We start from the raw sequence: 26753 nt of genomic DNA, 5'->3' as shown, positions 1-26753 counted from the left end.
GGTTGCCATAACGACTGTTAAGTCAACATGTAAGCCTGATAGACAGGCCACTTAAGGAAGCCCGATGCGTAATATCGCGAAAATGATGGGAATGGCAGTACTGATCGCCGGTCTGGCTGCGTGTGACGGTAAAACCACCGATGCACCTGCCGCAGATAAAGGTGCGCCAGCGGCCGCAGCGACGGCAGCGACCACGCCGGTCAGCCTGCTGGAAGGTAAAGTCACTTTCTCCCTGCCGCAGGGAATGAGCGACCAGAGCGGTAAGCTGGGCACTCAGGCAAACAATATGCACGTCTACGCAGACAGCACCGGTCAGAAAGCGGTGATTGTGATCCTGGGTGATAACACCACCGAGTCACTGGACGTTCTGGCGGGTCGTTTACAGGATCAGCAAAAAGCGCGTGATACTAATCTGCAAGTCGTCACCAATAAATCCATTCAGGTGAACGGCCAGACGTTGCAGCAGTACGACAGCGTCATCACCTCTGCCGGTCAGAAAGCGTATTCCTCTATCGTGCTGGGCAAAGTCGACAGCCATTTGCTGACCATGCAAATCACGCTACCAGCAGATAATCAGCAACAGGCACAGACCGATGCCGAAGCGATTATTAATACGTTGAAAATTCAGTAAATTCAGATGTTGTGAAAATATCAGGCGGAGCTCAGGCTCCGCCTTTTTTGTCTTATGCTGTTACTCGTTCTCACAAAATCCGCCTCCGCTGTAATATAAATGTAACAATTCCGTCATAAATCACAGTTCGTTTGTGCGCGAATAGCTAAAATGATGTTCGTTTTGGAACACACTGGCTCCGCCATTTCGTTCGTGACTCACGATGAGTCCGACCTGATTTATGCCATCGGAGGCATTTATGCTCAGTATCTTTAAACCCGCGCCCCACAAAGCTCCTGTTGATGAGGCTCACGTCGATCCGCTTTACCGCCGTCTCCGCTGGCAAATCTTCATGGGGATTTTCTTCGGTTATGCGGCCTACTATCTGGTGCGCAAAAACTTCGCCCTGGCCATGCCTTATCTGATTGATCAGGGCTTTTCCCGGGGTGATTTAGGCTTTGCGCTGTCCGGGATTTCTATTGCCTACGGCATCTCAAAATTTATTATGGGGTCTGTCTCTGACCGCTCGAATCCGCGCGTTTTCCTGCCTGCTGGTCTGATTCTGGCCGCGGCGGTGATGTTGTTTATGGGCTTCGTGCCATGGGCAACGTCGAGCATCGCCATTATGTTTGTACTGCTGTTCCTGTGCGGATGGTTTCAGGGAATGGGCTGGCCGCCGTGCGGTCGCACCATGGTCCACTGGTGGTCGCAGAAAGAACGCGGCGGTGTGGTGTCTGTATGGAACTGTGCGCATAACGTCGGCGGTGGTATTCCCCCGCTGCTGTTCCTGCTTGGTATGGCGTGGTTTAACGACTGGCACGCGGCGCTTTATATGCCTGCTTTCGGCGCTATTCTGCTGGCGGTATTCGCCTTCATGACCATGCGCGATACGCCACAATCTTGTGGTCTGCCGCCGATTGAAGAATACAAAAACGATTATCCGCCGGACTATGTAAAAGAGTCTTCCGAGCAGGAACTGACGGCGAAACAGATTTTCATGCAGTACATCTTGCCGAACAAATTGCTGTGGTACATCGCCCTGGCTAACGTGTTTGTCTATCTGCTGCGTTACGGCATTCTGGACTGGTCACCGACTTACCTGAAAGAAGTGAAGCATTTTGCGCTGGATAAATCCTCGTGGGCGTATTTCCTGTATGAATATGCCGGTATACCGGGCACGCTGCTGTGCGGCTGGATGTCGGATAAAGTCTTCAAAGGGAATCGTGGCGCAACCGGCGTGTTCTTTATGGTGCTGGTGACAATCGCCACCGTGATTTACTGGCTCAATCCGGTCGGTAATCCGGGTATCGATATGGCTTGTATGATCACCATCGGCTTCCTGATTTATGGCCCGGTCATGCTGATTGGTTTACATGCGCTGGAACTGGCACCGAAGAAAGCGGCGGGGACGGCGGCAGGCTTTACCGGTCTGTTTGGTTATCTCGGCGGTTCAGTCGCCGCAAGTGCGATTGTCGGTTATACCGTGGACTACTTTGGCTGGGACGGCGGTTTTATCGTGATGATAGCCGGTTGCGTGCTGGCCGTTGTGCTGCTATTGCTGACCATGCTGAGTGAAAATAAACACAAAGCACAGCTGGCCGGACGCGTCTGATTTAACAGGGTAATAAGATTAGCAAAGCAGGGCAAACGCCCTGCTTTCGTTTTTATGACACTGGATTTACAGCAGATCAGCTTTCTTGTGCAAGATACATCTTGCGCAGGTAATGCGGCACGGCGTCGTCGGCGTTGGAGCCGATAATTTCCGCATCCGGCAGGGCAGCTTTCAGACGCGGCAATGAACCACTCATCAGGCACCCTTTACCGGCCATCGACAGCATTTCGAGGTCATTCAGACCGTCACCAAAGGCGATGCAATCTTTCAGCGAATAGCCCATCAGCTTAGAAACATATTCCAGCGCGTGGCCTTTCGATACGCCACCCGCCATCACTTCCAGACATACCGGCAATGAGAAGCTGACGTTGACACGGTCGCCCCAGCGCGCGTTGATGGCTTCTTCCAGCGGCAACAGTTTTTCGTGATCTTCACAGGTGAAATACACTTTGCAGATGCCGTCGGTTTCCAGCAAACCCGGTTCATACAGTTTGTATTTGAAAACCGATTCACGGAAGAAATCATCCTGATCGGCGCGGTCCCGGTTCATGTACCAGTCATCGTTGCGATAAACGTTGGTCAGAATATCCGGGTTGTTATGCATGATGCCGAACAGATCTCTGGCAATGTCTTCATCCAGATTGTGCGAGAAAATCAGATCGCCGTCAGTGTTATGCACACGCGCACCGTTGGAGGTGATCATGTACGCACTGATTTCCAGATTATCGCGCATCTGCGCCACGTCGATATGGTGACGCCCGGTGGCGAACACGAAATGCACGTCGCGCTGAGTCAGCAGTTTCAGCGTCTCTTTGGCGAACGGGCTCAGGGTATGATCAGGTGATAGCAGCGTGCCATCTAAATCGGAAGCAACAACATGGTACATAGCGTTAGGTTCTAACCTCTGATGGAGTTGTGCGCGGCGAACCGCGGATTAAAGCTGTCGCGCAAAAAAGCGCATGATAGCGTCCAGCGCCTGTGCCCTCAGGTCGTCCCGTTCAAACAGGATCTCATGGCGCGCGCCTTCAATGACCAGCGGTTTTTCCCCTTCACAAGGATGTCCCGCAACGGCCATGGCCTGACAAAAAGCAAGATGGGACCGGTTATCCACTACGCGGTCTTCGCTCGCCTGCAATAACAGAACCGGCGTGGTGATTTTTTCGGCTTCTTTCAGGATATGCATCCCCGCCTCAATGCCTTCACGCACCCAGTGATAGGTCGGTCCGCCGACCTGCAACTCCGGATAATCAGCATAAAAGCGCAGATTGCGGCGATAACGTGCGCGGCTGTGCGTCAGCTGGTTGACCACAAACGGCAGCGGCCGCCAGTGTCCGGTACCCAGCGCATAGCCGTCACGGCGAACCGGACGATTTTCCGCCCAGTTAAGAATACGGCGCGAAACCCAGCCGGGCATCGGAAGATAGATACCGGTCATCGGCGCGAGTAACGCCGCGGCATCGAAATTCTGCGGATTTTTCGCCAGATACAGCGCCAGAATCGCACCACCCATGGAGTGTGCCAGCGCGAACTTTTTCGCATACTGACGCGTCGCAATCTCCAGCTGATAAAAGCGGTCAAAATCTTCGACATAATCATCAAAGTGTTTCACGTGACCGCAATGCGGATCGTCAAGCATCCGTCCGGAACGCCCCTGACCGCGGTGATCGACAATCATGACATCGTAGCCGCAATGGAATAAATCGTAGGCTACTTCAGGATATTTTACGTAGCTTTCGATACGCCCCGGTGACACCACGATGACTTTATCGTGCTCAGGCGAACAAAAGCGGACGTAGCGGATCGGCACATCATCAACGCCGCTAAACTCACCCTCTTCGCGCGTTCGCCAGAAATCCAGCAAAGGCCCGGTCGCAAAGGCTGCAAACTCCTTCTCGCGTGTTAACCACTTCGCATAATTCACAGGCATTCAATGATCCAACGTCGTCAGACAGGCAGGAGGAAAGTGTTATTTGTGAGCTATAGCGCAATTATAGACAATGGCGTATTGTGCCATAAAACAACCTAAAACGTACTCAGGGAGTCCCGCAATGACACTGGACTGGTGGTTAACCTACCTGCTCACCACTTCTATTTTAAGTTTATCACCCGGTTCCGGTGCGATTAATACCATGAGCACGGGCATCAGCCACGGCTATCGTGGTGCCGTAGCCTCGATTGCCGGATTACAACTCGGTCTGGCCATTCACATCGTGCTGGTCGGTATCGGACTCGGGGCGCTGATTTCATCCTCGCTGATGGCCTTTGAAATTCTCAAATGGCTGGGCGCGGCGTACCTGATCTGGCTGGGTATTTGCCAGTGGCGTTCTGCCGGTGCGATTGACCTGAACGCACTCGCCAGCAGTATGCCGCGCCGCCGTTTGTTCAAACGCGCCATTCTGGTGAATCTGACCAATCCAAAAAGCATTGTGTTCCTGGCCGCATTATTCCCGCAGTTTATCATTCCGCACCAGCCGCAGGCTGCACAATACGTGGTATTGGGCGTCACCACCGTGGTCGTCGATATCATTGTGATGATCGGTTACGCGACGCTGGCGACCCGAATCGCTAACTGGGTAAAAGCGCCAAAACAAATGCAGTTGCTGAACCGCATCTTTGGCTCGCTGTTTATGCTGGTGGGCGTATTGCTGGCGAGTGCGCGAAAAGTGTAATTCGCTGAAATGCAAAAAAGGGTCCGGCAAATCACCGGACCCTTTTTTATGCAGAACGTTTTAATCAGCGATTTACGATCAGCGCAATACCGAAGCCAGCGAAAACCACACCTGCCACGCCATCGATCCATTTCGCTAAACGCTGATACCCGCGACGCATTTTCGGCAGCGCAAACACCATCGCCACTAAAGAGAACCACGCCAGCGTTTCCACCACGATCAGCAGGAAGATACCCAGCCGCTCGCCGCCGCTGACGCTGTCACCGACGAACATGGAAAACACGCTGCCGAAGTAAATCACGGCTTTCGGGTTCGAGAGGTTGGTCAGCAGGCCGCGCATAAACGTACGGCCACGCGCGGGCAGAACCACCGGCGTTTCATCGCCATTCTGCTTTTTAGCCCGTGCGGATTTCAGCAACTGCCAGCCCATCCAGCACAGATACAGGCCACCACCGACGGTGATGATCTGATGCAGCCAGGCCATTTTTTGCAGAATTAAGTGTAAACCCATCAGCGCAACCGCCGCCCAGACCAGCACGCCCAGCGTAATGCCAATCACGCCCATCATGGCTTCTTTACGTGACCGGCTGGCGGCAGTTTGTGAAACAAAGAAGAAGTCCGGTCCCGGACTCATTAGCGCGATCAGATGAACCATCGCAACCGTCAGGAATAACATCAGCATGATCAACTCTCAGTGTTATGTGTAGGAAACAGAATTCTTATTCGTCACCGTTATCGATATGGTCACGGATCATATTCATAAATGGCCGACCAAATTTCTCCAGCTTACGCTGACCGACGCCGGTGATATCCAGCAAATCACCTGGACTGACAGGCAGATGTTCGGCCATTTCCAGCAGCGTTGTGTCGTTAAACACCACGTATGGCGGCACATTATTTTCATCCGCCAGCGATTTACGCAGTTTACGCAATTTGGCAAACAGCTTGTGATCGTAATTTCCGCCATAGGTTTTCTGGCGTGATGTGCTTTTAATTTTCAGCGTCTGAATACGCGGCACCGCCAGTTGCAACGGAATTTCGCCGCGCAATACCGGACGGGCAGATTCGGTCAGTTGTAGCGCCGAATGCATGGCGATGTTCTGAGTAATCAGCCCGAGATGGATGAGCTGGCGTACCACGCTGGTCCAGTGCTCATTGCTGTGCTCTTTACCGATGCCGTAGACGGTCAGTTTTTCGTGGCCGTATTCGCGGATACGCTGGTTGTTCGAGCCGCGCAGCACTTCGACCACGTAACCCAGACCAAAGCGTTGCCCGACGCGCGCCACTACCGACAGCGCTTTCTGCGCGTCCAGCAGGCCATCGTAGCGTTTTGGCGGATCCAGGCACACGTCGCAGTTGCCGCAGGCATTTTGTTTGCCTTCACCAAAATAGTTAAGCAGCACCAGACGGCGGCAGGTCTGTGCCTCGGCAAATGCGTTCATCGCATTCAGTTTGTGGCGTTCCACATCCTGTTGCGCACCGGCCGGTTTTTCTTCCAGACAGCGGCGCAGCCACGCCATATCAGCCGGATCGTACAACAGCACCGCTTCGGCGGGCAGACCATCACGTCCGGCACGGCCAGTTTCCTGATAATAAGATTCTATGGTGCGCGGAATATCGAAGTGCACCACAAAACGGACGTTCGGCTTGTTGATGCCCATGCCAAAGGCGACGGTGGCGACCACTATTTGCAGGTCGTCGCGCTGAAACCCTTCCTGCACGCGGGCGCGGGTTTCGTTGTCCAGACCGGCGTGATACGCGCCGACGCTCAGCCCGCGGCTTTGCAGGCGTGCTGCGGTGTCTTCAACTTTGGCACGGCTGTTACAGTAAATAATGCCGCTTTTGCCGCGCTGATCCTGCACAAAGCGGATCAGCTGATCGAGCGGTTTAAATTTTTCTACCAGCGTGTAACGGATATTCGGACGGTCAAAACTGCTGACCTGAATCAGCGGATCGTTCAGCTCAAGCAGACGAACAATGTCGTTACGGGTGGCTTCATCGGCGGTCGCGGTCAGCGCGATCACCGGTAATTGCGGGTAACGCAGTTTCAGCTGGCCGAGCGCGCGATATTCCGGACGGAAATCGTGGCCCCATTGAGAAATACAGTGGGCTTCATCGACGGCGAGCATCGCCGGATTCCACTGTTGCAGCTGTTCGAGGAAATCGCCCATCATCAGACGTTCCGGCGCGATATACAGCATTTTGATGCGCCCCGCGCGGCAACCGGCCATCACTTCCAGCTGTTGCTCACGGGTTTGCGTCGAGTTCAGGCAACCGGCTTCAACACCTGCCGCCATCAGTTGATCGACCTGATCTTTCATCAGGGAAATGAGCGGCGAAACGACCAGCGTCAGGCCGTCCATCACCAGTGCGGGGATTTGATAGCACAGCGATTTACCGCCGCCTGTGGGCATCACTACCAGACAATCACGGCCAGAAATGGCGGTGTTGATGATAGTTTGCTGGCCTGGTCTGAATTGCTGATAGCCGAAGGTATCGCGTAATACCTGATGAGCCAGCTCTTCTTTGTTTATCACTGCCGCCGTAGACACTCAATTCCCCAACTGTTCAAACCACCCGGCTTAACCCTAAAGCCGCCGGGGCTGTACTGCACCGACATAATATACCCTAAATAATTCAGGTTGCAGCCAAAGGGCATGCAACCTGAGTATGACGGATATTACATCATGTCGTTAAGCATGATACCGACACCGACGCGAGTTTGCTTGTGGTTGTAGTCGATCAACGATTCGCCGTAACCGCTGAACACCTGCGTGTAGAAGCGAACGTGTTTGCTGATCGGATAGCTCCAGCCCGTTGTCGCGCCGCCGTAGCCGGTGTTCCAGTTGTAACGGCTTTCCACGCTGAACACGCTGTCACCGAGGGCATACCCGACTTTCAGACGGTAATATCCCATGTATTTGGTGATGTCCGGATTATCGTCATTTTTGTCACTTTCCGGCAGGCGATACCAGGGTTTGACATCGACTTGCCAGTTGCCGTGCTGCGCCATAAAGCGCGCATAGACGCGGTTCCAGCTGCGCGAAGTCGGGTCAGAACGTCCGTTGGAATCGTGATTCACGCCGTATTCGGCTTCGCGTAACGTCCATCCCAGGAAGTCGTAATCCGTCGCCCAGGCCAGGAACAGTTGCGGCTCATAGTTAGTTTCGCGGAACGGTGAAGATTCACCACGGTTGGAAAGCTGCCAGAACGATTTCTGCGTATAAGACGCGCCGAGCACCGAGTTATCCCCGGCGATACCACGCCACAGCGGGAATGCCAGACTCAGCTGGAACTCAACTTCATCGTGCTTGGCATTGTCCGCCCAGTCATAAGACTGAATGGCTTTTTTGTTAATATTGCTGGTATCGGTATACAGCAAATAGTTTGATTCATAAGGATAAAGCGTGAACGGGTTGTCGTGATCCTGCAACATACTGGCGATAATGCTGCCACGAACAGCCGGTTTATCATGCACTTCCTGAATGGTGGCTTCAGCCGCATAGCTCAACGCTGGCAACGCCAGAATGGCGGCACCGACAGCCCAAATTTTACGCATTTTCCTTACCCTCGCCCTAAAATTTTAAAATGAGTTATTGTTTATTGGCCCGCTACCTGGCCGTTTTCCTGCAGACTTAAGTCCGGAAATCCAAAGCGGGACATTTTACACACAAATACATTTCTACATGACCACTGAATACATTTATCGGTCGCACTCTGGAATTCCCTTTTTTCCGCACCTAAAATCAACATCCCGTTAACTTTTTCGGCGAACATACGCGTCTTACATTTTCGTCAGGAATCACTCCATGTCTGCTTCATCCCTCAGCCACGAGGCTGCCCTGCAACTGATCGGCAATATTTTCGTTTATGACATGCCGTTTAACCGCGAACTTGGGCTTGAACTTAAACGCCTTGATGTTGATTACGCTGAGCTGAAATTTTCCAATCAGACTAAACTGGTGGGCAATGCGGCACAAAAAATTCTGCATGGCGGCGTAATTGCCGCGGTGCTGGATGTCGCCGCCGGTCTGGTCTGCGTAACCAGTTCGCTTATCCGCCGCGATAAACCCGACCATCCTCTGCTGGAAGCGGAAATGCGTCAGCGGCTGTCGAAAATGGGCACCATCGATTTACGTGTGGATTATCTGCGTCCGGGCCGTGGCGACTACTTTATTGCGTCCGCGAGTCTGGTCCGCGCCGGGAATAAAGTGTCCGTGGCGCGTGTTGATCTGCACAACGATACCGGCGTACACATTGCCACGACCACGGCGACCTATATGGTCGGCTGAAATCGGGTAAACTCCGCTTCTTTACCTACTCTTTTTCAGGTACCTCATGGACGCACACCGTACCCGGCAGGGCATTATTTTTGCCTTTATTGCCTATCTGATCTGGGGGATCGCTCCGGCGTACTTCAAGCTCATCAGACAGGTGCCTGCTGACGAAATTCTGACTCACCGGGTGATCTGGTCATTCTTCTTTATGTTAGTGCTGCTCTCCGTCAGCCGCAGCTGGGGCGACGTCCGGCGGGTACTGGCACAACCGAAGAAAGTCGGGATGTTACTGATTACTGCCCTGCTTGTCGGTGGGAACTGGCTGATTTTCATCTGGGCCATTAACCATGACCACATTCTCGAAGCCAGCCTCGGCTACTTTATCAATCCGCTGGTGAATGTGGTGCTGGGGATGCTGTTTTTGCGGGAAAGGTTCCGCAGTTTGCAATGGTTTGCCGTGGCGCTGGCGTTTGCCGGAGTACTGGTACAGGTGTGGTTATTTGGCTCCGTGCCAATTATCGCGATCGGGCTGTCGCTGACTTTCGCGTTCTACGGTTTGCTGCGTAAGAAAATTGGCGTCGATTCCCAGACCGGTATGCTGATTGAAACGCTGTGGCTGCTGCCGGTTGCGGGAGTCTATCTGTTCTTTATCGCCAACAGCCCGACCAGCAATCTGGCCGCTAATCCGTGGTCGCTGGACTTAATGCTGATGGCCGCCGGGATCATTACCACTATTCCGCTGCTGTTCTTCACCGCCGCCGCAGCGCGCCTGAAGCTTTCAACGCTGGGCTTTTTCCAGTATCTCGGCCCGACGCTGATGTTCCTGCTGGCGGTGGTGTTCTACGGCGAGACCGTTCACCCTTCCCAGCTGATTACGTTCGGCTTTATCTGGGTCGGGCTGCTGTTCTTTATTGGCGATGCACTTTACACGCAAGGCCGCCTAAGACGAGGAAGAAGCGGGCACAGCGCTGCGTGATATAAAACGCGCCATCGCGGGACCGGTAGCTAGGATGGTGATCAGACGCAACGTCTGCATCGCCATCACAAAACCCAAATCCGCATGACTTCCCGCCGCAATAATCGCGACGGTATCCAGCCCTCCGGGGCTGGTCGCCAGATACGCCGTGAGCATATCCACATGCAGTAATTTCGTCAGCACCCACGCCATTCCCCCGCAAATCAGCATCAGGCCGATAATAGACGCAATCATCTGCGGCAACGTGCGCAATGCCAGCTTGAAGATGGGCCGCGTGAACCGCAGGCCAACGCTCCAGTCGATCAGCGTGTAAGCCATCGCCAGCAGCCATTCGGGCACTTCTAAAGTGACAGTGCCGGTGGAATGCAGCACCGCGCCGACGACGGCCGGAAGCAGCAGCGCGCCGGAAGGAATGCGCAAACGCGGACCGAGCCAGACACCGGCCAGCGCCAGAAAAACGGTGGCAAAGAAACGCCACGTCAGCGGCGGAAACCACACAATTGCAGCGGCAAGCGACGCGCCGTCGCCCATCGCCATACGGGCGACAAATGCGGCAGCGGTCGCAACAAACAACACGCGCAGATACTGCATAAATGCCACCAGACGAACGTCTGCACCAAAATCACCGGCCATCGCCACCATTGCGCTGGCACCGCCGGGTGACGAACCCCATGCACCGGTCGGGCCGGGTAACTGGCTGAACCGCACCAGCAGCCAGCCGGAAAGCCCGCTGGCCAGCAGCGTTGCGACCAGCACCATCAGCACCAGCGGCCAGTCATTCAGAAGCGGAGGCAAAATGGATGGCGAAAGGCTTTGCGCAATCATGCAGCCCAGCACGCCCTGCGAGATTTTGAAGAACAACGGGTGAATGCGCACACTGGCGCCCAGCAGCCCCATCAGCACGCCGACAATCATCGGCCCGAGCAACAACGCAGCCGGGACATGGAATGCTTGAAATATAATACCGAGAATCAGCGAGGAAACGACGAGGATTATCCACTGGCCCGCCGGAGCCATCCTTTCCATCAACATGGCAGTTGGTCTGTTTTTAAGAGAGTTCAGCGCTCTTTATTAACATATTTCAAACAGGAGAGGGAACCGCAAAGACACAACAAAGACGGAATCCCCCGCCGCGGCAAGGCGCAAGAAGGGGAAATTTTGTCTGGCCGGTTACAGCCAGTTTTTACGTTTGAAGTACAGATAAGGTGCCAGGCCGGCGAGGATCATCAGCGCAATAGCGCCCGGATACCCGAATGACCATTTCAGTTCAGGCATGAATTCGAAGTTCATCCCGTAGCTGGAGGCCACCAGCGTTGGCGGCAGGAATACCACGGAAACCACCGAGAAAATCTTGATGATGCGGTTCTGTTCGATGTTGATAAAGCCCATCGCCGCCTGCATCAGGAAGTTCACTTTCTGGAACAGGGATTCGTTGTGCGGCAGCAGGGATTCGATATCGCGTAATACTTCGCGCGCCTGCTCCAGCTGACCTGCCGGTAAACGGGCTTTACGCACCAGAAAGTTCAGTGCGCGCTGGGTATCCATCAGACACAACCGGACTTTCCAGCCGATATCTTCCAGCTCCGCCAGCGTGGAAAGCGCAGCGTCATATTCGTCGCCCTGATGCCCTTCCATAATCACGCGGCTGAGTTTTTCCAAATCGCTGTAGATATTTTCAATTTCATCCGCCAGCTGTTCGATTTTGGTTTCGAACAAATCCAGCAGCAGTTCGTACGCATTCCCATCGACCAGTTTCTGGTTTCTGGCACGCATACGGTAGAGTCGAAACGCCGGTAATTCGCGCTCGCGCAGAGTATAAAGACGCCCTTCGCGCACGGTAAAGGCGACGGTGCTGTTGCCCGCGTGATCTTCAGCGTCTTCATAATAGAAAAAGGAGTGAATGTGCAGACCGTCTTCGTCTTCAAAGAAACGTGCGGAGGCTTCGATGTCGTCCAGTTCAGGACGCGTCGCCAGGCTTTGCCCTAATTCACATTGAACGCGTTCGCGCTCCTGTTCGTCAGGTTCAACCAAATCCACCCACAATGAGGTTTTGAGATCGTCTGACTCGTCCAGCTCTAAACGGGATAAGCGGCTGTTTTCTAATTTAAAAGCACTCAGCATGTGCCCGTTCTCCCAATAAATACGGAAAGTGGACAACGCGTTGAAGCACAGAAAATCACGAGGTGAGAGATGTCACCGGCGTAATTCAGACCAAATTCAGATCTGACTCACAGCGACAAAACGGGGGTCGCTGACAACCACTAAGGCCATCAGCAAAGAGGAGGGCCTTAGAAGTGGTACCTAATGAACAGGTTATTGAGCCAGTATCTACTGGGTGTGTCCAAGGCGCAGTTCCTCATTGATAATAGTGCGCGCATGTTACGCCGGGAATAAAAAGACTGTCAACCGCCAGTAAATCGATTCTGGCAACATTTATGCATAAATTTCAGGCATTGTTAGCAACGTTTCCCGGCTTATGTGCAGCCGTTTTTTTGGCTACACTCAGAGACCTGATTTCCCCACACTTTTCAGATGACCCTAATGATTAAGCAGATTAACCAAGACACGCTGTGCGACCTGATCACCAGGGCGGCTCACTCGCCAAGACTGCGTCAGAACCTGAATATGCATCCGGCACCGGAAGACGACGTTCAGCGTCTGGCGATCGCCATGGAGCCGGGCACTTACGTGCGTATTCACCGCCATCCGCACACCTGGGAAATGCTGACCGCCCTGCGCGGACGTTTTCTGGTGCTGATTTATGATGCCAGCGGAAAAGTGACCGACCGTCTGTGGCTCGGCGCAGAAACCCGTCTGCTGGAAATCCCGGCCAATACCTGGCACAGCGTGTTATCCCTCGACGAAGGCGGCGTGATTTTTGAAGTGAAACACGGCGCTTATCAGCCGGTACAGGAACACGATTATCTGCCGGGCACCCCGCCGGAAGGCGAAGAAGGCGTAAAAGAAACGCTGGAATGGTATGCGAAAGCAGAAGTGGGTGAGGTTTTCGCCCTTTAATACGCCGTTGTGCAAGCGTCAGCGGCGCAGCGAGGTTGAGTCCGGCCAGAGCGGAGACACCGGAATGGACACGTAGTCCATGAGGATGTCGAGCACTGCCCGGGCTCAAGATCGCAAGTAAGCTAGCTTGCGGCCTCTAACCTGGCGTAAGCGGCGACGAGCCACTTAATCCCCTCACCCGGGAATGCGACCTGCAGGCGACTGTGTTCGCCGCTGCCTTCCATGTTGACGATAGTGCCTTCGCCAAATTTAGGGTGTGTCACGCGCTGGCCGAGTTTGAAGCCGGTATCGCTGACGCTGGTTGGCGTGCCGACGCTGCGGTTACTCATCGGGCGCGATACATTGGCACGCATTCTGACTTCTTCGACACAATCTTCCGGTAATTCTCCGACAAATCGTGACGGACGATGGGAGACTTCTTTGCCGTATAAGCGGCGGGTTTCGGCGTAGGTCAGGGTGAGTTTTTGCATGGCGCGGGTGACACCCACGTACGCCAGACGGCGTTCTTCTTCCAGACGCCCGCCTTCTTCCAGTGACATCTGGCTCGGGAACATGCCCTCTTCCATGCCGACGATAAACACCTGCGGGAACTCCAGGCCTTTCGCCGAGTGCAACGTCATCAGTTGCGTGGCGTCCTGATTGGCATCCGCCTGCCCTTCGCCTGCCTCGAGCGCGGCGTGCGACAGGAATGCCTGCAACGGCATCAGATCTTCGTCTTCATCCTGATAGCTGAACTGACGCGTCGCCGTCACCAGTTCCTCTAAGTTTTCGATACGCGCCTGACCTTTTTCGCCTTTTTCCTGCTCATACATGATGAACAGGCCGGAATCTTTGATAACACGGTCGGTCTGGACGTGCAGCGGCATGTCTGACGTTTCATGCGCCAGTGCGTCCACCAGTTCGGTGAAACGCTGCAGGGCAGATGCCGCACGGCCTGCCAGCACTTTTTCCTGTAACAAGGCACGCGTGGCCTGCCACATGGTCAGCTGGCGGTCACGGGCAGTCTGGCGCACCACATCCAGCGTACGGTCGCCGATACCGCGCGTCGGGGTGTTCACCACGCGCTCAAACGCCGCATCATCATTACGGTTTGACATCAGACGCAGATACGCCAGCGCATCTTTGATTTCCTGACGGTCAAAGAACCGCTGCCCGCCGTAAATGCGGTACGGCATTGCCATCTGCAATAATGCTTCTTCCAGCACACGCGACTGGGCGTTGCTGCGGTAAAGAATGGCGCAATCTTTCAGCGCACCGCCGTTGTCCTGCCAGGTTTTTATACGGTTAACCACAAAGCGCGATTCATCCAGTTCATTGAATGCGCAATACAGTGAAATCGGTTCGCCCTCACCGTCTTCGGTCCACAGGTTTTTCCCCATACGACCGTTATTATTTTCAATCAGCGAGTTGGCGGCTTTCAGAATGGTGCTGGTCGAGCGGTAATTCTGCTCCAGACGGATGGTTTCCGCATTCGGGAAATCTTTCAGGAAGCGCTGGATGTTTTCGACCTGCGCGCCGCGCCAGCCGTAGATCGACTGGTCATCGTCGCCGACGATCATCACGTTATTGTTGTCGCCCGCCAGCAGACGGATCCACGCATACTGGATGCTGTTGGTGTCCTGGAATTCGTCCACCATCAGATTGGTAAAGCGTTCGCGGTAATGCTGCAAAATATGCGGCTTGTTCAGCCAGAGTTCGTGGGCGCGCAGTAATAACTCGGCGAAATCCACCAGCCCGGCGCGGTCACAGGCTTCCTGATAGGCCTGATAAATTCGTAACCAGGTTGCCTCGACAGGATTGTTATATGTTTCAACGTGCTGCGGGCGCAACCCTTCGTCTTTTTTGCCGTTGATGTACCACATCGCCTGCCGCGGTGGCCATTGTTTCTCATCAATGTTCAGGGCTTTTATCAGGCGCTTGATCAAACGCATCTGGTCGTCGCTGTCGAGGATCTGGAAATCCTGCGGCAGTTTGGCGTCTAGGTGATGTGCGCGCAGCAATCGGTGCGCGAGGCCGTGGAAGGTACCAATCCACATGCCGCCCTGACTGGTGCCAATCAGCTGGTCGATACGGTGGCGCATTTCTGCTGCCGCTTTGTTAGTGAAGGTGACCGCCATAATGGAATACGGCGAGCACTTTTCTACCGCCAGCAGCCACGCGATGCGGTGAACCAGCACGCGGGTTTTGCCACTGCCTGCCCCGGCCAGCACCAACAGATTGCTGCGCGGCGCGGCCACGGCTTCACGTTGTTTTTCATTCAGGCTGTCGAGCAGGTCAGAAACGTCCATAGGCACCGTTTGTCAGGATGAGAAAAGCACTCACCAGATGAATGCTTTTCTACTGTGAATTTATACAGAGTAATTTATGAAGGGATTATAGCAATGCTGTCAGCGATGCCAACTGCGAAATCTCAATATGCGGCAACAGACGGGCATCCTTAATGTACATCAGGTCGCCTTTACGCAGATTAATCCAGCACGATTGCATGCCGCAACGGACGGAACCCGCGACGTCTGTCGTCAGGTCATCGCCGACATGAAGGATGTTTTCCAGCGGAATATCCAGCTTCATCGACGCCTTTTTATACATGTCGGCGTAAGGTTTCGCCCGGCCATGATCCCCTGCGCGCAGGGTAAACTGAAAATATTGCGCCAGACCACAGGCGTGTGGATCGGCATTGCCATTGGTGATCGCCACTAAAGGCCAGCGTTCAGCCAGTGCGGCCAGCGCATCGTGGTTTTCTTCCGGTACATAAATACGGCTGCGCCACAGGGCGAAGGTTTCCATGGCAGCTTTCGTACCCTGTTTTGCATCGCTTTCACCGAGACCCGCGCGGGTCATGGCCAGATGCACTGCCTGACGACGCCACTCAGTGACGTCGTGATAAATCTCTGCGTCCTCTGCCAGCAATTCTGCACGCATCAGGCGGATGGTATCCGGTGCCATGTCGGCCAGTGCCGGATGAAAACCCTGAATCGATTTCAGCGTTTCAGAATCGGTACGACGGATAACATCGTAATTGTCATACAGCGTGTCGTCTAAATCGAAGGTGATCGCTTCAATGCGTTTCAGCGGACGATAGAACTTCATCATGATTTTCCTCGTTTTGCGCGGGGATGCGCGGCGTCGTAAACCGTCGCCAGATGTTGAAAGTCCAGATGGGTGTAGATTTGCGTAGTAGACAAATTCGCGTGGCCCAGTAATTCCTGTACTGCGCGTAAATCGCCGCTGGATTCCAGCACATGCGTGGCAAACGAGTGACGCAGTTTATGCGGATGAATATGGCTGTTCACGCCCTGTTTCACGCCCCACTCCGCGAAGCGTTTTTGTACGTTGCGGGCGGAAATCCGGTTGCCCTGGCTCGACAGAAACAGCGCGTCGTCCTTCGGGCCAAACAGCGCACGTCTTTCCAGCCAGTGCTCCAGCCAGGTCACCGCCGTTCGACCGATGGGCACTTTGCGCTCTTTGCTGCCTTTCCCCAGAACACGCACCTCGCCTGAAGCCATATCAATATGCTTGCAGTCGATGCCCACGAGTTCGGATAAACGTAACCCGCCGCCGTACATCACTTCCAGCATCGCGCGGTCACGCACGGAAAGCGGATCGTCGAGGTCGATTTCCAGCAGTTTATTCACCTCATCGACGTCGAGATTTTTCGGCAGATGTTTTGGAGAATGCGGGGTGGAAATCCCTTTGGCAGGATTGGCGCTTAACACGCCCTGACGCACCAGCCAGTCGAGAAAGCTGCGCAGCGAAGACATGCGCAGCGCCAGACTGGATGCGCCAAGACCGGCGCGTTTACTGCGGGCCAGCAACATACGCACTTTCGGCGCATCAAGCTGTTGCCAGTGAGCAATGCCAATCTCGCCAGCGATCACGATCAGGGCGTCTAACTGACGGCTGTAATTGGTAGTCGTTAACGGACTGAGCTGACGTTCGACGTGCAAATAACGCAGAAACGCCTCGACTGCGGGATACAGAGGCGATTCGGTGTGGCTCATACCCGTTCGATCCAACGTTCCAGCAGGCCAGGCAGCATTTTAGCCAACTGATCGAGTAAGACGGTGCCCATTCCCGGCTGATAGTGTTGCGGGTCGCGACTGCTGAAAATCAGCACGCCCAGTTCGCCTTGCTCACCCATCAGGGAAAGCGCGACAGAACCCACGGCTTTGGCCTGGGGCAATAACAGTAACAGTTCGGGACCGTTCAGGCCGCCAAGATAGTGGGGTGTTTCGCCCAGACGCTGAATGCGCATGGATTCAAATGCGCTGCGACTCACCGCCAGATGGGTGAAATCAGAAGGCGCACCGATGCGCCAGCCTTCGCTGAACAGGCGCACATTGGCGCCCGCCAGCCCGAGACTGCGCGCCCAGCGTTGCAGGCGGTTCAACATATCCTGCAAACTGCTGGCCGCCGCGAGCGTGGCCTGTAGTTCAATCATCCGCCCGAACAGCGATTCATTGATCGACGCCTGCTCCATCAGCAAGGTAATTTCTTCTTCCAGCTGCGCAATCTGATGACGCTGACGTCCGAGCTGCCACTCCACCAGCGAAGTGCTGCCTTTTACCGGGTGCGGAACGTGCATCTGTTCAACGCTGCGGGCATTGCGGATAAAGAAATCCGGGTTTTGCAGCAGATATTGCATGACGCTGTCGTCGTCAAGCGCAATCACCGGTTCAATCTGGTCATCAAGATTGTTCATAGATGAATAAATCCGTCGTAAACATGAGTGGCAGGTCCGGTCATATACAGCGGATGACCTGGCCCTTTCCAGTGAATATCGAGGCTGCCTCCCGGCAGTTCCACCTGAACTTCTTCTGCAAGTAAACCTTGCTGAATTCCTATGGCAACCGCCGCACAGGCACCGCTTCCGCATGCCTGTGTTTCTCCCGCTCCGCGCTCATATACGCGAAGTTTGACGCTTTCCGGGCTGACAATCTGCATGAACCCGACGTTCACGCGCTCAGGAAAACGCTCGTGGCTTTCAAGCACCGGGCCGAGGATTTCGACTTCTGCCGTCAGAACATCCTCAACCTGCAATACGCAATGCGGGTTTCCCATCGACACGACGCCGCAAAATACTGTGCGCTCTTCTGCACGCAGAATATAGGTCTTTTCCAGTTTTGCTGCACGGAAAGGAACCTGCTGCGGTTCGAAAACCGGCTCGCCCATATTGACCTGAACGTCTTCATCTTCCGTGACAGTCAGCGTCATACGGCCAGTCTGCGTACTGACGCGAATGTCGCGTTTGTTGGTCAGACCTTTGATGCGCACGAAGCGGGCAAAACAGCGCGCACCGTTACCACATTGCGCCACTTCGCTGCCATCCGCGTTGAAAATACGGTAATGGAAGTCTAATTCGGGATCGTAAGGAGGCTCTACCACCAGCAGCTGGTCAAAACCCACACCACGGTGACGATCGGACAATCGACGGATCAACTCAGGAGAGAAATAGACATTTTGAGTGACGGCGTCAACGACCATAAAATCGTTGCCCAGGCCGTGCATTTTGGAGAACTGCATAACTGACTCCGTTTACCGCTGGTCAAATCCAGTCGCGATGATCCCTTCATGATACGAACCGGCACACAGCCGCCGGCACGCCGACACAAAGTGCTGATTAATCTCTGGAGTTCGTCGTGAGATCTTCGGGTGATACACCTTTCTGCTGCGAAGAACCGTCGTTAGCAGTACCCGGTACATTGCTGGTTTTTTGCTTTGTGGCTTTTTCCGGTGGTGGGAAATAAAGCGGCCCTTTCAGCCCGCAACCGGAGAGAGCAAATAGTATCGTCGCGGCCAGAGACCAGCGTAAAACGTTTTTCATTTTATGAATGCCTGTAATTCATGCGACCAAGCTCTCTATCATCGCAGGTGGATCATGAAAAGCAACAGGAATCGATAAAACCCGCGGGCACATTTTTGGGATTTAAAGGGAAAGAAAGCCGGATATTCTGCCGCGTGTCCGCCAGAGGAACACTTTTTCTAATGCAGCTGGAATTGCTGTTTCAGGCGGGAGGGTTCCGCGTCGCTTTCCGGGATAACAGCGCAGGTCGCAGATAACGCGTTGCTGCGGAATGGGATCACCTGGATACGGTCATCAAGCGTCACAATCTGGTAGAACTGAGGCAGGTTGAAGTTAATGAAACTAGAGCCATAGGTGAAGCGGTCATGTGAGGAAGAGTAGAAACGGCTGACGTCGCGCACCAGATCTTCTTTGCTGCCTTCGCAGTGGTGATACACCTCGACGCGGTTCGACTCATCAAGAATATAGATGTTAAAGCCGATATCGTCGGCGCTGTCTTCGAAGAAGAACTGGATGATACCTTCGCTCGCATAGCCGTCAATAACCGCGGGCAGATGCGCCTGATCGGTCTGCAATTTCACCGACAAACCGTGCAGTTTGTTATTGGAAATGGCTCCATAAAACTCGACGGCGTTTTCCAGTTTCTGCACGGAAACGCTCAGACGCTCGAAGAACAGTCCCCAGGTCTGCCCGGAAACGCGTACCGCTTTGAAACGGCCAGGTTCCAGACGTTTGCTGGACAGGCGCAGCTCAATGCATTCCGATACCAGTTGCTGAATGCGCGTGCGGATAAGCCCGCGCAAATGCTGGCTGTAGCAGAACACTTCCACCGATTCCGGCGGCGCGGCGTCCTGATGCATTTTACCCAGAATGGTTTTCAGCGCTTCCAGCACCGCCTGCTCGCCGCTGAAATGCAGCGTACGCACTTCATTCCACGAGTTGCGGTAAAGCAAATCAATGCTGCCAACCATGCATTCCTGATTCTGACCGAAGCTGAAAACATCCAGCTTACGGAAATCAAAATGCACGACCTGATTGCGGAATGCGGCAGTCGGATCGTGTTCTAGGTTAACGATAATCGCCAGATGACGGATTTCGCACGGGCTGTACAACGCTTTTGGCGTCGGTGCCGGTAAACGCAGCGGGAAACTGTGGGACACATCGGCCACCAGTTCGCGCAGTTTAGCGATGTCACACAGACTGCCACTTTTAATGTGCAGGCGCGTGGTCGATGTCAGCAGGCCGTTGAAATACGCCCATGCCACCAGTTTATTCAGGTAACGGTTATATTCCAGCGGCTGATGGCTGACGATAGACTCCATCGACGGCGACTGGTTATACAGGTACCAGCCGGTGCGGTTCGCACGGCCAATCGGCACATGAATAAAGGTTAAATCGTTTTCGGACAGATCAGGTGAAATCTGCGGATTCACCAGCGTGACTTTACCCGGCAGCGCTTCGAATGCGGCGTACAACTTACGGGTCAGCACGCCGATATCCTGCGGGCTGGCGCTGACGCTTAAATTGTTGCGACGGGCAAAGCGAATCAGGTTGCGATAGCTTTGCATCATGGCATCAAGCAGTTCGTTATGCGCTTCGCGCACGCGCTCGATTTTCCAGTTCGCCCGGTTGTCCAGGATCGCCAGACGCTCTTCATCCCAACCCCATTCTCCCACCAGCTGGCTGAGAATTTCGCGACGCCATCCCACCGACGCACGGGCGCGGGACAGCTTTTCGCAGACTTTTAAATAGAAACAGCGGCGGACTAAATCAAGGCGGGTGAAATCTTCAATCTGGGTGAGGTAACGGGTCACCCGGTCGAGCATCATACAATATGAATCAAGACCGAAGCAGACGATTTCACCCTGATGCAGACGTTGTTTGATATCCATCGCCAGCAATTGTGTTTTCGGGTATTCCCACGAATAGGTTTCCAGCAGCAGCGTTTTCAGCACCGCTTTGTACGGCGAATCAATACTTTTATAGAGCTGCCAGAGGCTCGCGCCAAAATACTCTTCTGCCGAAAGCGTACTGAGGCCACCGAGATCGAGCCATTCATTAGGCGTCAGCGCGCCCTGTGCATAAAGAGAAAGAACATATTCATCGTAATGCCCTTCTTCTTCGCCCGGCACCATATTCCAGAGAATACGTTTACCGGCCAGGCGGACTGCCGTCCGGTAGAATTCGTCGAGCAATAAAATGTGCTGCGTGGAACCACAGTCCTCACCGCCCAGACTGCCGCTTTCATTGTGGCGGAAGCGGTTTTCATCAATCAGGAAGAAACTGACTTCCACGCCCAGCGACGCGGCCCATTTCTCTAACAGGCTGCATTTTTGCTGTAAGCGGTTGCGCTCTTCGTTATCGAGCCAGGACTGGTGGCATACCCAGATATCGAGATCTGAGCTTTGGCTCTGACCAATGGAGGAGGTGCTCCCCATCGAATACACGCCAGTAATCGGCAATTCGCCTTTCGCAAGAGGTTCGAGCGCGCTTTCCCATTTATCTTCGAGGTCATTTAAATAGGTATTTTGGGATTCATCAGGCGTGAAAACGCAGATACCGTGCGGAACCTTACCTTCAAGGTATCCCGGCATCAGAGGGTGATGTTGATGTAGAAAGACGGGAAGCAGCTGGTAGACCTGTTGAAACGCAGGGCCCATTGCTGCCAGTGCACGATCGACTCGTAACTGGTTGATCGCATCCAATCTTTGCTTCAATGTCTCGATGTAGAGGTACAAGACGTTTCGCCTGATTATACAGTGTCTGGAAATAACCCCGTTCCAAATCCGTCATTTATCGTGATGCTTATGCTTTGAACAACCGCGATTGTGCAAATAGTTGACGAATAATTGCTGGAAACGTGATCAATTTAACACCTTGCTGATTGACCGTAAAGAAAGTAACGCACCACAATTACTCTTCCGCTTCTCTGGATTTTACTGCCTGTTCCTGAATGGAACAAATGACCTCCATCATCGTTAACCCTCTTTTACGAATGCCTTCTTACGCTGACAGCTTTCTATTGTCAGTGGTAGGATGGTCGCAGAGACAGTTAAACGGTAACAAACATGTTAGACAAAATCATTCGAATTGCCACCCGGCAGAGCCCTCTGGCTTTGTGGCAGGCACAATATGTTCAAACCCGGCTGATGGCCTGTCACCCCGGTTTACAGGTGGAACTGGTCCCAATGGTCACGAAGGGAGATATCATTTTAGATACTCCTCTGGCCAAAGTGGGCGGCAAGGGTTTGTTCGTTAAAGAGCTTGAACTGGCCATGCTGGATGGACGCGCAGATATCGCCGTACATTCCATGAAAGATGTGCCGGTTGAATTCCCCGAAGGTCTCGGCCTGGTCACTATTTGCGAACGCGAAGACCCGCGCGATGCTTTCGTCTCCAATCATTACGCCAGCCTGGCCGACTTGCCGCACGGTAGCATCGTTGGAACGTCCAGCCTGCGCCGTCAGTGTCAGCTGCGTCAGAAACGTCCTGACTTGCAGATCCGCGATTTGCGCGGGAACGTCGGCACACGTTTATCCAAACTCGATAACGGCGAATACGATGCCATTATTCTGGCCGTTGCCGGGCTGAAACGTCTGGGTCTGGAAGACCGTATCCGCACAGCCCTGACGCCGGAAGAATGTCTGCCCGCAGTCGGACAAGGCGCTGTCGGTATCGAATGCCGCCTTGATGACCAGATCACCCGCGATCTACTCGCGCCTCTGGCGCACCGCGAAACCACGCTGCGCGTGGAGGCCGAACGCGCCATGAATATGCGCCTTGAAGGCGGATGTCAGGTGCCTATCGGCAGTTACGCCGAGCTGGAAGGTAATGAACTCTGGCTCCGTGCGCTGGTTGGCGCACCGGACGGCAGTCAGATGGTGTGTGGCGAACGTCGCGGCCCTTCAGAAAATGCCGAAAGCATGGGTGTTGATCTGGCCGAAGAGTTGCTGGCCAACGGTGCCCGTGAAATTCTGCATGAGGTCTATCAGGGAAACGCCCCGAAATGACCATTCTGGTCACCCGCCCCTCTCCGGGAGGAGAAGCACTGGTCAGCCGGTTGCGCACTTTAGGCCGGGTGGCCTTCCATTCCCCGCTGATTGAATTTGCACCGGGGAACCAGCTCGCAATGTTGCCGAACCTGCTATCCTCATTAAATCAGCAGGATCTGGTGTTTGTACTCTCACAACATGCCGTGAATTACGCCGATCGCGCATTACGTCAGGCCGCGGTTCGCTGGCCGGAGAGCCTCAATTATTACGCGATTGGCCGAACCACCGGCCTGCTTTTTCACCGGGTCAGCAGCTTGCCTGTACTTTATCCGCAGGACGGTGAAACCAGCGAAATGCTGCTCAAGCTTCCGACGCTGCGCCGCCTCGAAGGCAAAAAAGCGCTGATATTGCGCGGCAACGGCGGGCGTGAACTCCTGGCGGAAACACTGACTGAACGGGGCGTCGACGTGACGTACTGCGAGTGTTATCAGCGCAGCCCGATTCATTACGATGCCAGCGAGCAAAGCGCCCAATGGCAACGCGCCGGAATTGACACGCTGGTGGTAACCAGCGGAGAAATGCTGCAACAGCTGTACCAGTTAGTTCCTGATTACTACCGAAACTCATGGTTACTGCGCTGTAATCTGGTGGTGGTCAGCGAACGTTTGGCAACCCTTGCCCGCCAGCTTGGCTGGAGCGCCATTCGGGTTGCCGATAATGCAGATAATGATGCGCTGATCCGCGCATTACAACTACCTGACTAAGGGATGTGCCAAAATGACGGAACAAAAAAATCCTTCCGCTGCGGATGATGAAGTGATGATCTCCAGCGCGGTTGATAGCCCCCAGCCAGACGCCTCCGGCCGCGACCAGGAGCTGAAATCGTTGCGAAGAAAGCAGCGTACCGCGCCGGTGTTAGGCGCTATCGCAATTATTTTAGTGATTGCGCTTGGCGCGGGCCTTTATTACCACGGCCATCAGCAATCGCTGGCTCAGGCGGCTTCCAACGAAGCGCTTTCTGAACAACTCGATGCCCTGCAAAAAACCCAGCAACAGGATAAACAGCAAATTGCTGCCCTGCTCGCTCAGCAGGACAAAACCCGGCAGGACGCCGAGCGTCAGCAGGCATCATTCGGCCGTCAGCTGAACGAATTGCAGGACAAAGTGGCCAGTATTTCCGGCAGCGATGCCAAAACCTGGTTACTGGCGCAAGCCGACTATCTGGTGAAACTGGCGGGCCGTAAACTCTGGAGCGATCAGGATGTCACGACTGCCGCTGCGCTGCTGAAAAGTGCTGATGCAAGCCTGGCTGATATGAACGATCCCAGCCTCATCGACGTTCGCCGTGCGCTGAACGAAGACGTCGGCAGTTTGTCCGCTGTAGCTCAGGTCGATTTCGACGGCATCATTCTGAAACTGAATCAGCTGTCGAATCAGGTGGATAACCTGCGTCTGGCAGACAATGACACCGACGATTCCCCGATGGACAGCGACAGTTCCAGTTTGTCCGGCTCACTGGCCGAATGGCGTCAGAATCTGACCAAAAGCTGGCACAACTTTATGGATGACTTCATCACCATCCGCCGTCGTGATACCAGCGCAGAACCGCTGCTGGCGCCAAATCAGGATGTGTATCTGCGGGAAAATATCCGCTCGCGCCTGCTGATTGCTGCGCAAGCCGTCCCGCGCCATCAGGATGAAGTCTACAAACAGTCGCTGGAAAGCGTATCCACCTGGGTTCGCGCCTACTTTGATACGTCAGATCCGTCGACCAAAGCTTTCCTGGAAGAACTGGACAACCTCAGCCAGCAATCTGTTTCGATGGATGTGCCGGATGAGCTGAAAAGCCAGCCGATGCTGGAAAAACTGATGCAGACCCGCGTGCGTAACCTGCTTCAGCAGCCCGCCGCCGCAACACAGGGGGGATAACGCATGTTACGAGTTTTCGTGCTGTTCCTGATTGTGTTTGCCGGGATCATCGTCGGCCCGATACTGGCCGGCCATCAGGGCTACGTTCTGATTCAGACGGACAATTACAACATTGAAACCAGCGTCACCGGTCTGGTCATCATGCTGGTCGTCCTGATTCTGGTGCTGTTTTTCATCGAGTGGATCCTTCGCCGCGTTTTGCGGACTGGCGCACGAACACGCGGCTGGTTTGCCGGGCGTAAAAGCTCAAAAGCACGCAAGCAGACCAAAGCCGCCATGCTGAAACTGGCGGAAGGCGATCATCGTCAGATTGAGAAATTGCTGGCCCGCAATGCCGATCACGCCGATCAGCCGGTGGTGAATTACCTGCTTGCCGCTGAAGCAGCGCAACAGCGTGGTGATGATATCCGCACGAATCAGTATCTTGAACGTGCGGCAGAAATTGCCGATACCGACCAGATGCCGGTGGATATCACCCGTGTCCGCATCCAGCTGGCGCAAGGTGAAATCCATGCTGCGCGCCACGGCGTTGACCGGTTGCTCGGGCAGTCGCCGCGCCATCCGGAAATTTTACGTCTGGCGGAGCAGGCTTATCTTCGCACCGGCGCTTACGGTTCGCTGCTGGAAATTTTGCCTTCGATGGCGAAAGCGGACATTCATACCGACGACGAACTGCGTGTTCTTCAGGAACAAGCGTATATCGGCATGATGAACCAGCTGATGGCAGAAGAAGGCAGCGACGGCCTTAAGCGCTGGTGGAAAGATCAGAGTCGCAAGACCCGTCATGAAGTGGCGTTGCAGATCGCGATGGCGAAACATTTGATTGAATGCAACGATCAGGATCTGGCGCAGGAAGTGATTCTCGACGGCCTTAAACGCCAGTATGACGACCGTCTGGTCGCGCTGATGCCTAAACTGCGTTCCGGTAATCCGGAGCAACTGGAAAAAACGCTGTATCAACTGATTAAACAAAACGGTCCGTCGCCGCTGCTGAGCAGCACGCTGGGACAGTTGCTGATGAAGCATGGCGAATGGCTAAAAGCGAGCGAGGCTTTCCGTGAAGCGCTGAAGCAGCGTCCTGATGCTTACGATTACGCGTGGCTGGCTGATGCACTGGATAAACTGCATAAACCGGCTGAAGCGGCTGAGATGCGCCGTGAAGGGCTGATGCTGACGCTCAATAACGATCAGCAACGTTAATCAGAACAGGACTTCACATTATGCAAAAGGCTCCTTTGGGAGCCTTTTTTACGCCTGGTGCAAACCGCACATAAAAAAACACCTGCAATATAAGCAGGTGTATAAAAACAATCAGGTCCAGGACAACAGATGAGTGCCTCACTCAACGTTTTGCCTTCTGGTTGATAACGCATCAGCGTTATCGGTCAGGATGACAATAGGCACTATAAATTGGCTCTGCATCATTCCCAGGTTTATGAAGCCGGAGCAAACATAATGGGTGGAATGAGCATCTACGGCAGGAATAATGCAGGAGGCGTGCCAGCATGGCAATAGCGGATGTGAAATTTTTAATCTCATTGAAAAATAAGCATTTTATTATTTTGCGCAACCAGTGAATATAGGATCCAGGCCCCATAGCATTTCGCAGCCACCTCAATCTGTCTCCGCTAAACGACAGACAAAACCCTGACCGGATGACTCTTTACTTATCAATAAGATAAATGTCTCAAGACAGAGACAGATAACAAGAGCAATGTCGTGAAACGGCTACAACGGGCAGGAAAGGGATTTGAGAAACTACAGACGAAAAAAAACCTGCTTTAAAAAGCAGGTCTTTCAAATGTGGTCGGCGAGAGAGGATTCGAACCTCCGACCCACTGGTCCCAAACCAGTTGCGCTACCAAGC

General features: G+C 54.0%; 24 protein-coding genes. 10 read left to right on the top strand and 14 right to left on the bottom strand.

Going from position 1 to position 26753, the window contains the following annotated elements:
• Positions 1 to 64: 64 nt before the first annotated feature.
• Together J8X26_RS17105 and glpT are read left to right on the top strand one after the other, a co-directional pair.
• Positions 65 to 631 (top strand): DcrB family lipoprotein, encoded by a 567-nt coding sequence (locus tag J8X26_RS17105; protein ID WP_165061883.1) that lies wholly within the window; start codon positions 65 to 67, stop codon positions 629 to 631.
• A gap of 238 nt (positions 632 to 869) precedes the next feature.
• Positions 870 to 2222: a glycerol-3-phosphate transporter gene (gene glpT, locus J8X26_RS17100; RefSeq protein ID WP_208951476.1), complete on the top strand. Its 1353-nt coding sequence runs from the start codon at positions 870 to 872 to the stop codon at positions 2220 to 2222.
• Between the two features lie 76 nt (positions 2223 to 2298).
• Here glpT and yigL read toward each other — a convergent pair whose 3' ends face one another.
• Positions 2299 to 3108 (bottom strand): sugar/pyridoxal phosphate phosphatase YigL, encoded by an 810-nt coding sequence (gene yigL / locus J8X26_RS17095; protein ID WP_152324786.1) that lies wholly within the window; start codon positions 3106 to 3108, stop codon positions 2299 to 2301.
• A gap of 48 nt (positions 3109 to 3156) precedes the next feature.
• Positions 3157 to 4149, bottom strand: a complete 993-nt coding sequence (gene pldB, locus J8X26_RS17090) for a lysophospholipase L2 (RefSeq protein ID WP_208951475.1) — start codon at positions 4147 to 4149, stop codon at positions 3157 to 3159.
• A 121-nt stretch (positions 4150 to 4270) separates the two neighbouring features.
• Here pldB and rhtB point away from each other — a divergent pair, with 121 nt between their 5' ends.
• Entirely contained in the window at positions 4271 to 4891 is a 621-nt protein-coding gene (gene rhtB, locus J8X26_RS17085) for a homoserine/homoserine lactone efflux protein (RefSeq protein WP_152324784.1), read from the top strand.
• 64 nt (positions 4892 to 4955) lie between these two features.
• Here the strand turns inward: rhtB and rhtC are convergent, their stop codons facing one another.
• From rhtC to pldA, 3 genes are all read right to left on the bottom strand, one after another.
• Entirely contained in the window at positions 4956 to 5573 is a 618-nt protein-coding gene (rhtC, locus tag J8X26_RS17080) for a threonine export protein RhtC (protein ID WP_165061892.1), read from the bottom strand.
• 37 nt (positions 5574 to 5610) lie between these two features.
• A complete protein-coding gene (recQ, locus tag J8X26_RS17075) occupies positions 5611 to 7443 on the bottom strand; it encodes an ATP-dependent DNA helicase RecQ (protein WP_208951474.1) in 1833 nt (610 codons plus the stop codon).
• Positions 7444 to 7571: 128 nt separating this feature from the next.
• The gene (pldA, locus tag J8X26_RS17070) at positions 7572 to 8450 is read right to left on the bottom strand and encodes a phospholipase A (protein ID WP_152324781.1); all 879 of its coding nucleotides are present in this window, start codon (positions 8448 to 8450) and stop codon (positions 7572 to 7574) included.
• 250 nt (positions 8451 to 8700) lie between these two features.
• On the opposite strand from pldA, the gene J8X26_RS17065 reads away from it, so the two are divergent.
• Both J8X26_RS17065 and rarD read left to right on the top strand, forming a co-directional pair.
• Complete coding sequence (locus tag J8X26_RS17065; protein ID WP_152324780.1) at positions 8701 to 9183, top strand: thioesterase family protein; 483 nt, start codon at positions 8701 to 8703, stop codon at positions 9181 to 9183.
• Positions 9184 to 9229: 46 nt separating this feature from the next.
• Positions 9230 to 10144 (top strand): EamA family transporter RarD, encoded by a 915-nt coding sequence (gene rarD, locus J8X26_RS17060; RefSeq protein WP_165061900.1) that lies wholly within the window; start codon positions 9230 to 9232, stop codon positions 10142 to 10144.
• On the opposite strand, the gene J8X26_RS17055 is transcribed toward rarD, so the two are convergent.
• Both J8X26_RS17055 and corA read right to left on the bottom strand, forming a co-directional pair.
• Positions 10109 to 11176: an AbrB family transcriptional regulator gene (locus tag J8X26_RS17055; RefSeq protein ID WP_374101289.1), complete on the bottom strand. Its 1068-nt coding sequence runs from the start codon at positions 11174 to 11176 to the stop codon at positions 10109 to 10111. The genes rarD and J8X26_RS17055 overlap by 36 nt on opposite strands.
• A gap of 138 nt (positions 11177 to 11314) precedes the next feature.
• Positions 11315 to 12265, bottom strand: a complete 951-nt coding sequence (corA, locus tag J8X26_RS17050; protein ID WP_104924058.1) for a magnesium/cobalt transporter CorA — start codon at positions 12263 to 12265, stop codon at positions 11315 to 11317.
• A 420-nt stretch (positions 12266 to 12685) separates the two neighbouring features.
• On the opposite strand from corA, the gene J8X26_RS17045 reads away from it, so the two are divergent.
• Positions 12686 to 13162, top strand: a complete 477-nt coding sequence (locus J8X26_RS17045) for a WbuC family cupin fold metalloprotein (RefSeq protein ID WP_165061903.1) — start codon at positions 12686 to 12688, stop codon at positions 13160 to 13162.
• A 122-nt stretch (positions 13163 to 13284) separates the two neighbouring features.
• Here J8X26_RS17045 and uvrD read toward each other — a convergent pair whose 3' ends face one another.
• From uvrD to J8X26_RS17010, 7 genes are all read right to left on the bottom strand, one after another.
• Complete coding sequence (gene uvrD, locus J8X26_RS17040; protein ID WP_208951473.1) at positions 13285 to 15450, bottom strand: DNA helicase II; 2166 nt, start codon at positions 15448 to 15450, stop codon at positions 13285 to 13287.
• Between the two features lie 85 nt (positions 15451 to 15535).
• Positions 15536 to 16252, bottom strand: a complete 717-nt coding sequence (gene yigB, locus J8X26_RS17035; RefSeq protein WP_208951498.1) for a 5-amino-6-(5-phospho-D-ribitylamino)uracil phosphatase YigB — start codon at positions 16250 to 16252, stop codon at positions 15536 to 15538.
• Positions 16252 to 17163, bottom strand: a complete 912-nt coding sequence (xerC, locus tag J8X26_RS17030; protein ID WP_165061908.1) for a tyrosine recombinase XerC — start codon at positions 17161 to 17163, stop codon at positions 16252 to 16254. Before xerC ends, yigB begins: the two co-directional genes overlap by 1 nt.
• The gene (locus J8X26_RS17025) at positions 17160 to 17864 is read right to left on the bottom strand and encodes a DUF484 domain-containing protein (RefSeq protein ID WP_101079448.1); all 705 of its coding nucleotides are present in this window, start codon (positions 17862 to 17864) and stop codon (positions 17160 to 17162) included. Before J8X26_RS17025 ends, xerC begins: the two co-directional genes overlap by 4 nt.
• Entirely contained in the window at positions 17861 to 18685 is an 825-nt protein-coding gene (dapF, locus tag J8X26_RS17020) for a diaminopimelate epimerase (protein WP_208951472.1), read from the bottom strand. The genes J8X26_RS17025 and dapF overlap by 4 nt, the downstream gene beginning before the upstream one ends.
• 97 nt (positions 18686 to 18782) lie before the next feature.
• Positions 18783 to 18986, bottom strand: a complete 204-nt coding sequence (locus J8X26_RS17015; protein ID WP_152324774.1) for a lipoprotein — start codon at positions 18984 to 18986, stop codon at positions 18783 to 18785.
• Positions 18987 to 19144: 158 nt separating this feature from the next.
• Complete coding sequence (locus J8X26_RS17010; protein WP_208951471.1) at positions 19145 to 21703, bottom strand: class I adenylate cyclase; 2559 nt, start codon at positions 21701 to 21703, stop codon at positions 19145 to 19147.
• 330 nt (positions 21704 to 22033) lie between these two features.
• Here J8X26_RS17010 and hemC point away from each other — a divergent pair, with 330 nt between their 5' ends.
• From hemC to hemY, 4 genes are read left to right on the top strand one after another with little or no spacing between them, the layout of a single operon-like run.
• Positions 22034 to 22975, top strand: a complete 942-nt coding sequence (gene hemC, locus J8X26_RS17005) for a hydroxymethylbilane synthase (protein ID WP_165061914.1) — start codon at positions 22034 to 22036, stop codon at positions 22973 to 22975.
• A complete protein-coding gene (hemD, locus tag J8X26_RS17000) occupies positions 22972 to 23721 on the top strand; it encodes a uroporphyrinogen-III synthase (protein WP_152324771.1) in 750 nt (249 codons plus the stop codon). The genes hemC and hemD overlap by 4 nt, the downstream gene beginning before the upstream one ends.
• Before the next feature lie 13 nt (positions 23722 to 23734).
• Positions 23735 to 24886, top strand: a complete 1152-nt coding sequence (gene hemX, locus J8X26_RS16995) for a uroporphyrinogen-III C-methyltransferase (protein WP_208951470.1) — start codon at positions 23735 to 23737, stop codon at positions 24884 to 24886.
• A 3-nt stretch (positions 24887 to 24889) separates the two neighbouring features.
• On the top strand, positions 24890 to 26086 hold the full coding sequence (hemY, locus tag J8X26_RS16990) for a protoheme IX biogenesis protein HemY (protein ID WP_208951469.1): 1197 nt from the start codon (positions 24890 to 24892) through the stop codon (positions 26084 to 26086).
• The last annotated feature ends 667 nt before the right edge of the window (positions 26087 to 26753 follow it).

Origin of the sequence: Rahnella sp. ChDrAdgB13 (genome assembly GCF_017655185.1) — a bacterium.
Classification (GTDB): Bacteria; Pseudomonadota; Gammaproteobacteria; order Enterobacterales; family Enterobacteriaceae; genus Rahnella; species Rahnella contaminans.
This window is presented reverse-complemented; position numbering and strand designations above follow the sequence as displayed.

Bases quoted from the DNA above. Each gene is read 5' to 3' on its own strand.
- yigB (WP_208951498.1), bottom strand. From the start codon at position 16,252: ATGAAGTTCTATCGTCCGCTGAAACGCATTGAAGCGATCACCTTCGAT.
- J8X26_RS17055 (WP_374101289.1), bottom strand. From the start codon at position 11,176: ATGTTGATGGAAAGGATGGCTCCGGCGGGCCAGTGGATAATCCTCGTC.
- rarD (WP_165061900.1), top strand. From the start codon at position 9,230: ATGGACGCACACCGTACCCGGCAGGGCATTATTTTTGCCTTTATTGCC.
- pldA (WP_152324781.1), bottom strand. From the start codon at position 8,450: ATGCGTAAAATTTGGGCTGTCGGTGCCGCCATTCTGGCGTTGCCAGCG.
- hemD (WP_152324771.1), top strand. From the start codon at position 22,972: ATGACCATTCTGGTCACCCGCCCCTCTCCGGGAGGAGAAGCACTGGTC.
- pldB (WP_208951475.1), bottom strand. From the start codon at position 4,149: ATGCCTGTGAATTATGCGAAGTGGTTAACACGCGAGAAGGAGTTTGCA.
- J8X26_RS17045 (WP_165061903.1), top strand. From the start codon at position 12,686: ATGATTAAGCAGATTAACCAAGACACGCTGTGCGACCTGATCACCAGG.
- rhtB (WP_152324784.1), top strand. From the start codon at position 4,271: ATGACACTGGACTGGTGGTTAACCTACCTGCTCACCACTTCTATTTTA.
- corA (WP_104924058.1), bottom strand. From the start codon at position 12,265: ATGCTGAGTGCTTTTAAATTAGAAAACAGCCGCTTATCCCGTTTAGAG.
- glpT (WP_208951476.1), top strand. From the start codon at position 870: ATGCTCAGTATCTTTAAACCCGCGCCCCACAAAGCTCCTGTTGATGAG.
- J8X26_RS17015 (WP_152324774.1), bottom strand. From the start codon at position 18,986: ATGAAAAACGTTTTACGCTGGTCTCTGGCCGCGACGATACTATTTGCT.
- rhtC (WP_165061892.1), bottom strand. From the start codon at position 5,573: ATGCTGATGTTATTCCTGACGGTTGCGATGGTTCATCTGATCGCGCTA.
- J8X26_RS17025 (WP_101079448.1), bottom strand. From the start codon at position 17,864: ATGAACAATCTTGATGACCAGATTGAACCGGTGATTGCGCTTGACGAC.
- hemC (WP_165061914.1), top strand. From the start codon at position 22,034: ATGTTAGACAAAATCATTCGAATTGCCACCCGGCAGAGCCCTCTGGCT.
- dapF (WP_208951472.1), bottom strand. From the start codon at position 18,685: ATGCAGTTCTCCAAAATGCACGGCCTGGGCAACGATTTTATGGTCGTT.
- uvrD (WP_208951473.1), bottom strand. From the start codon at position 15,450: ATGGACGTTTCTGACCTGCTCGACAGCCTGAATGAAAAACAACGTGAA.
- J8X26_RS17065 (WP_152324780.1), top strand. From the start codon at position 8,701: ATGTCTGCTTCATCCCTCAGCCACGAGGCTGCCCTGCAACTGATCGGC.
- hemY (WP_208951469.1), top strand. From the start codon at position 24,890: ATGTTACGAGTTTTCGTGCTGTTCCTGATTGTGTTTGCCGGGATCATC.
- J8X26_RS17105 (WP_165061883.1), top strand. From the start codon at position 65: ATGCGTAATATCGCGAAAATGATGGGAATGGCAGTACTGATCGCCGGT.
- hemX (WP_208951470.1), top strand. From the start codon at position 23,735: ATGACGGAACAAAAAAATCCTTCCGCTGCGGATGATGAAGTGATGATC.
- yigL (WP_152324786.1), bottom strand. From the start codon at position 3,108: ATGTACCATGTTGTTGCTTCCGATTTAGATGGCACGCTGCTATCACCT.
- xerC (WP_165061908.1), bottom strand. From the start codon at position 17,163: ATGAGCCACACCGAATCGCCTCTGTATCCCGCAGTCGAGGCGTTTCTG.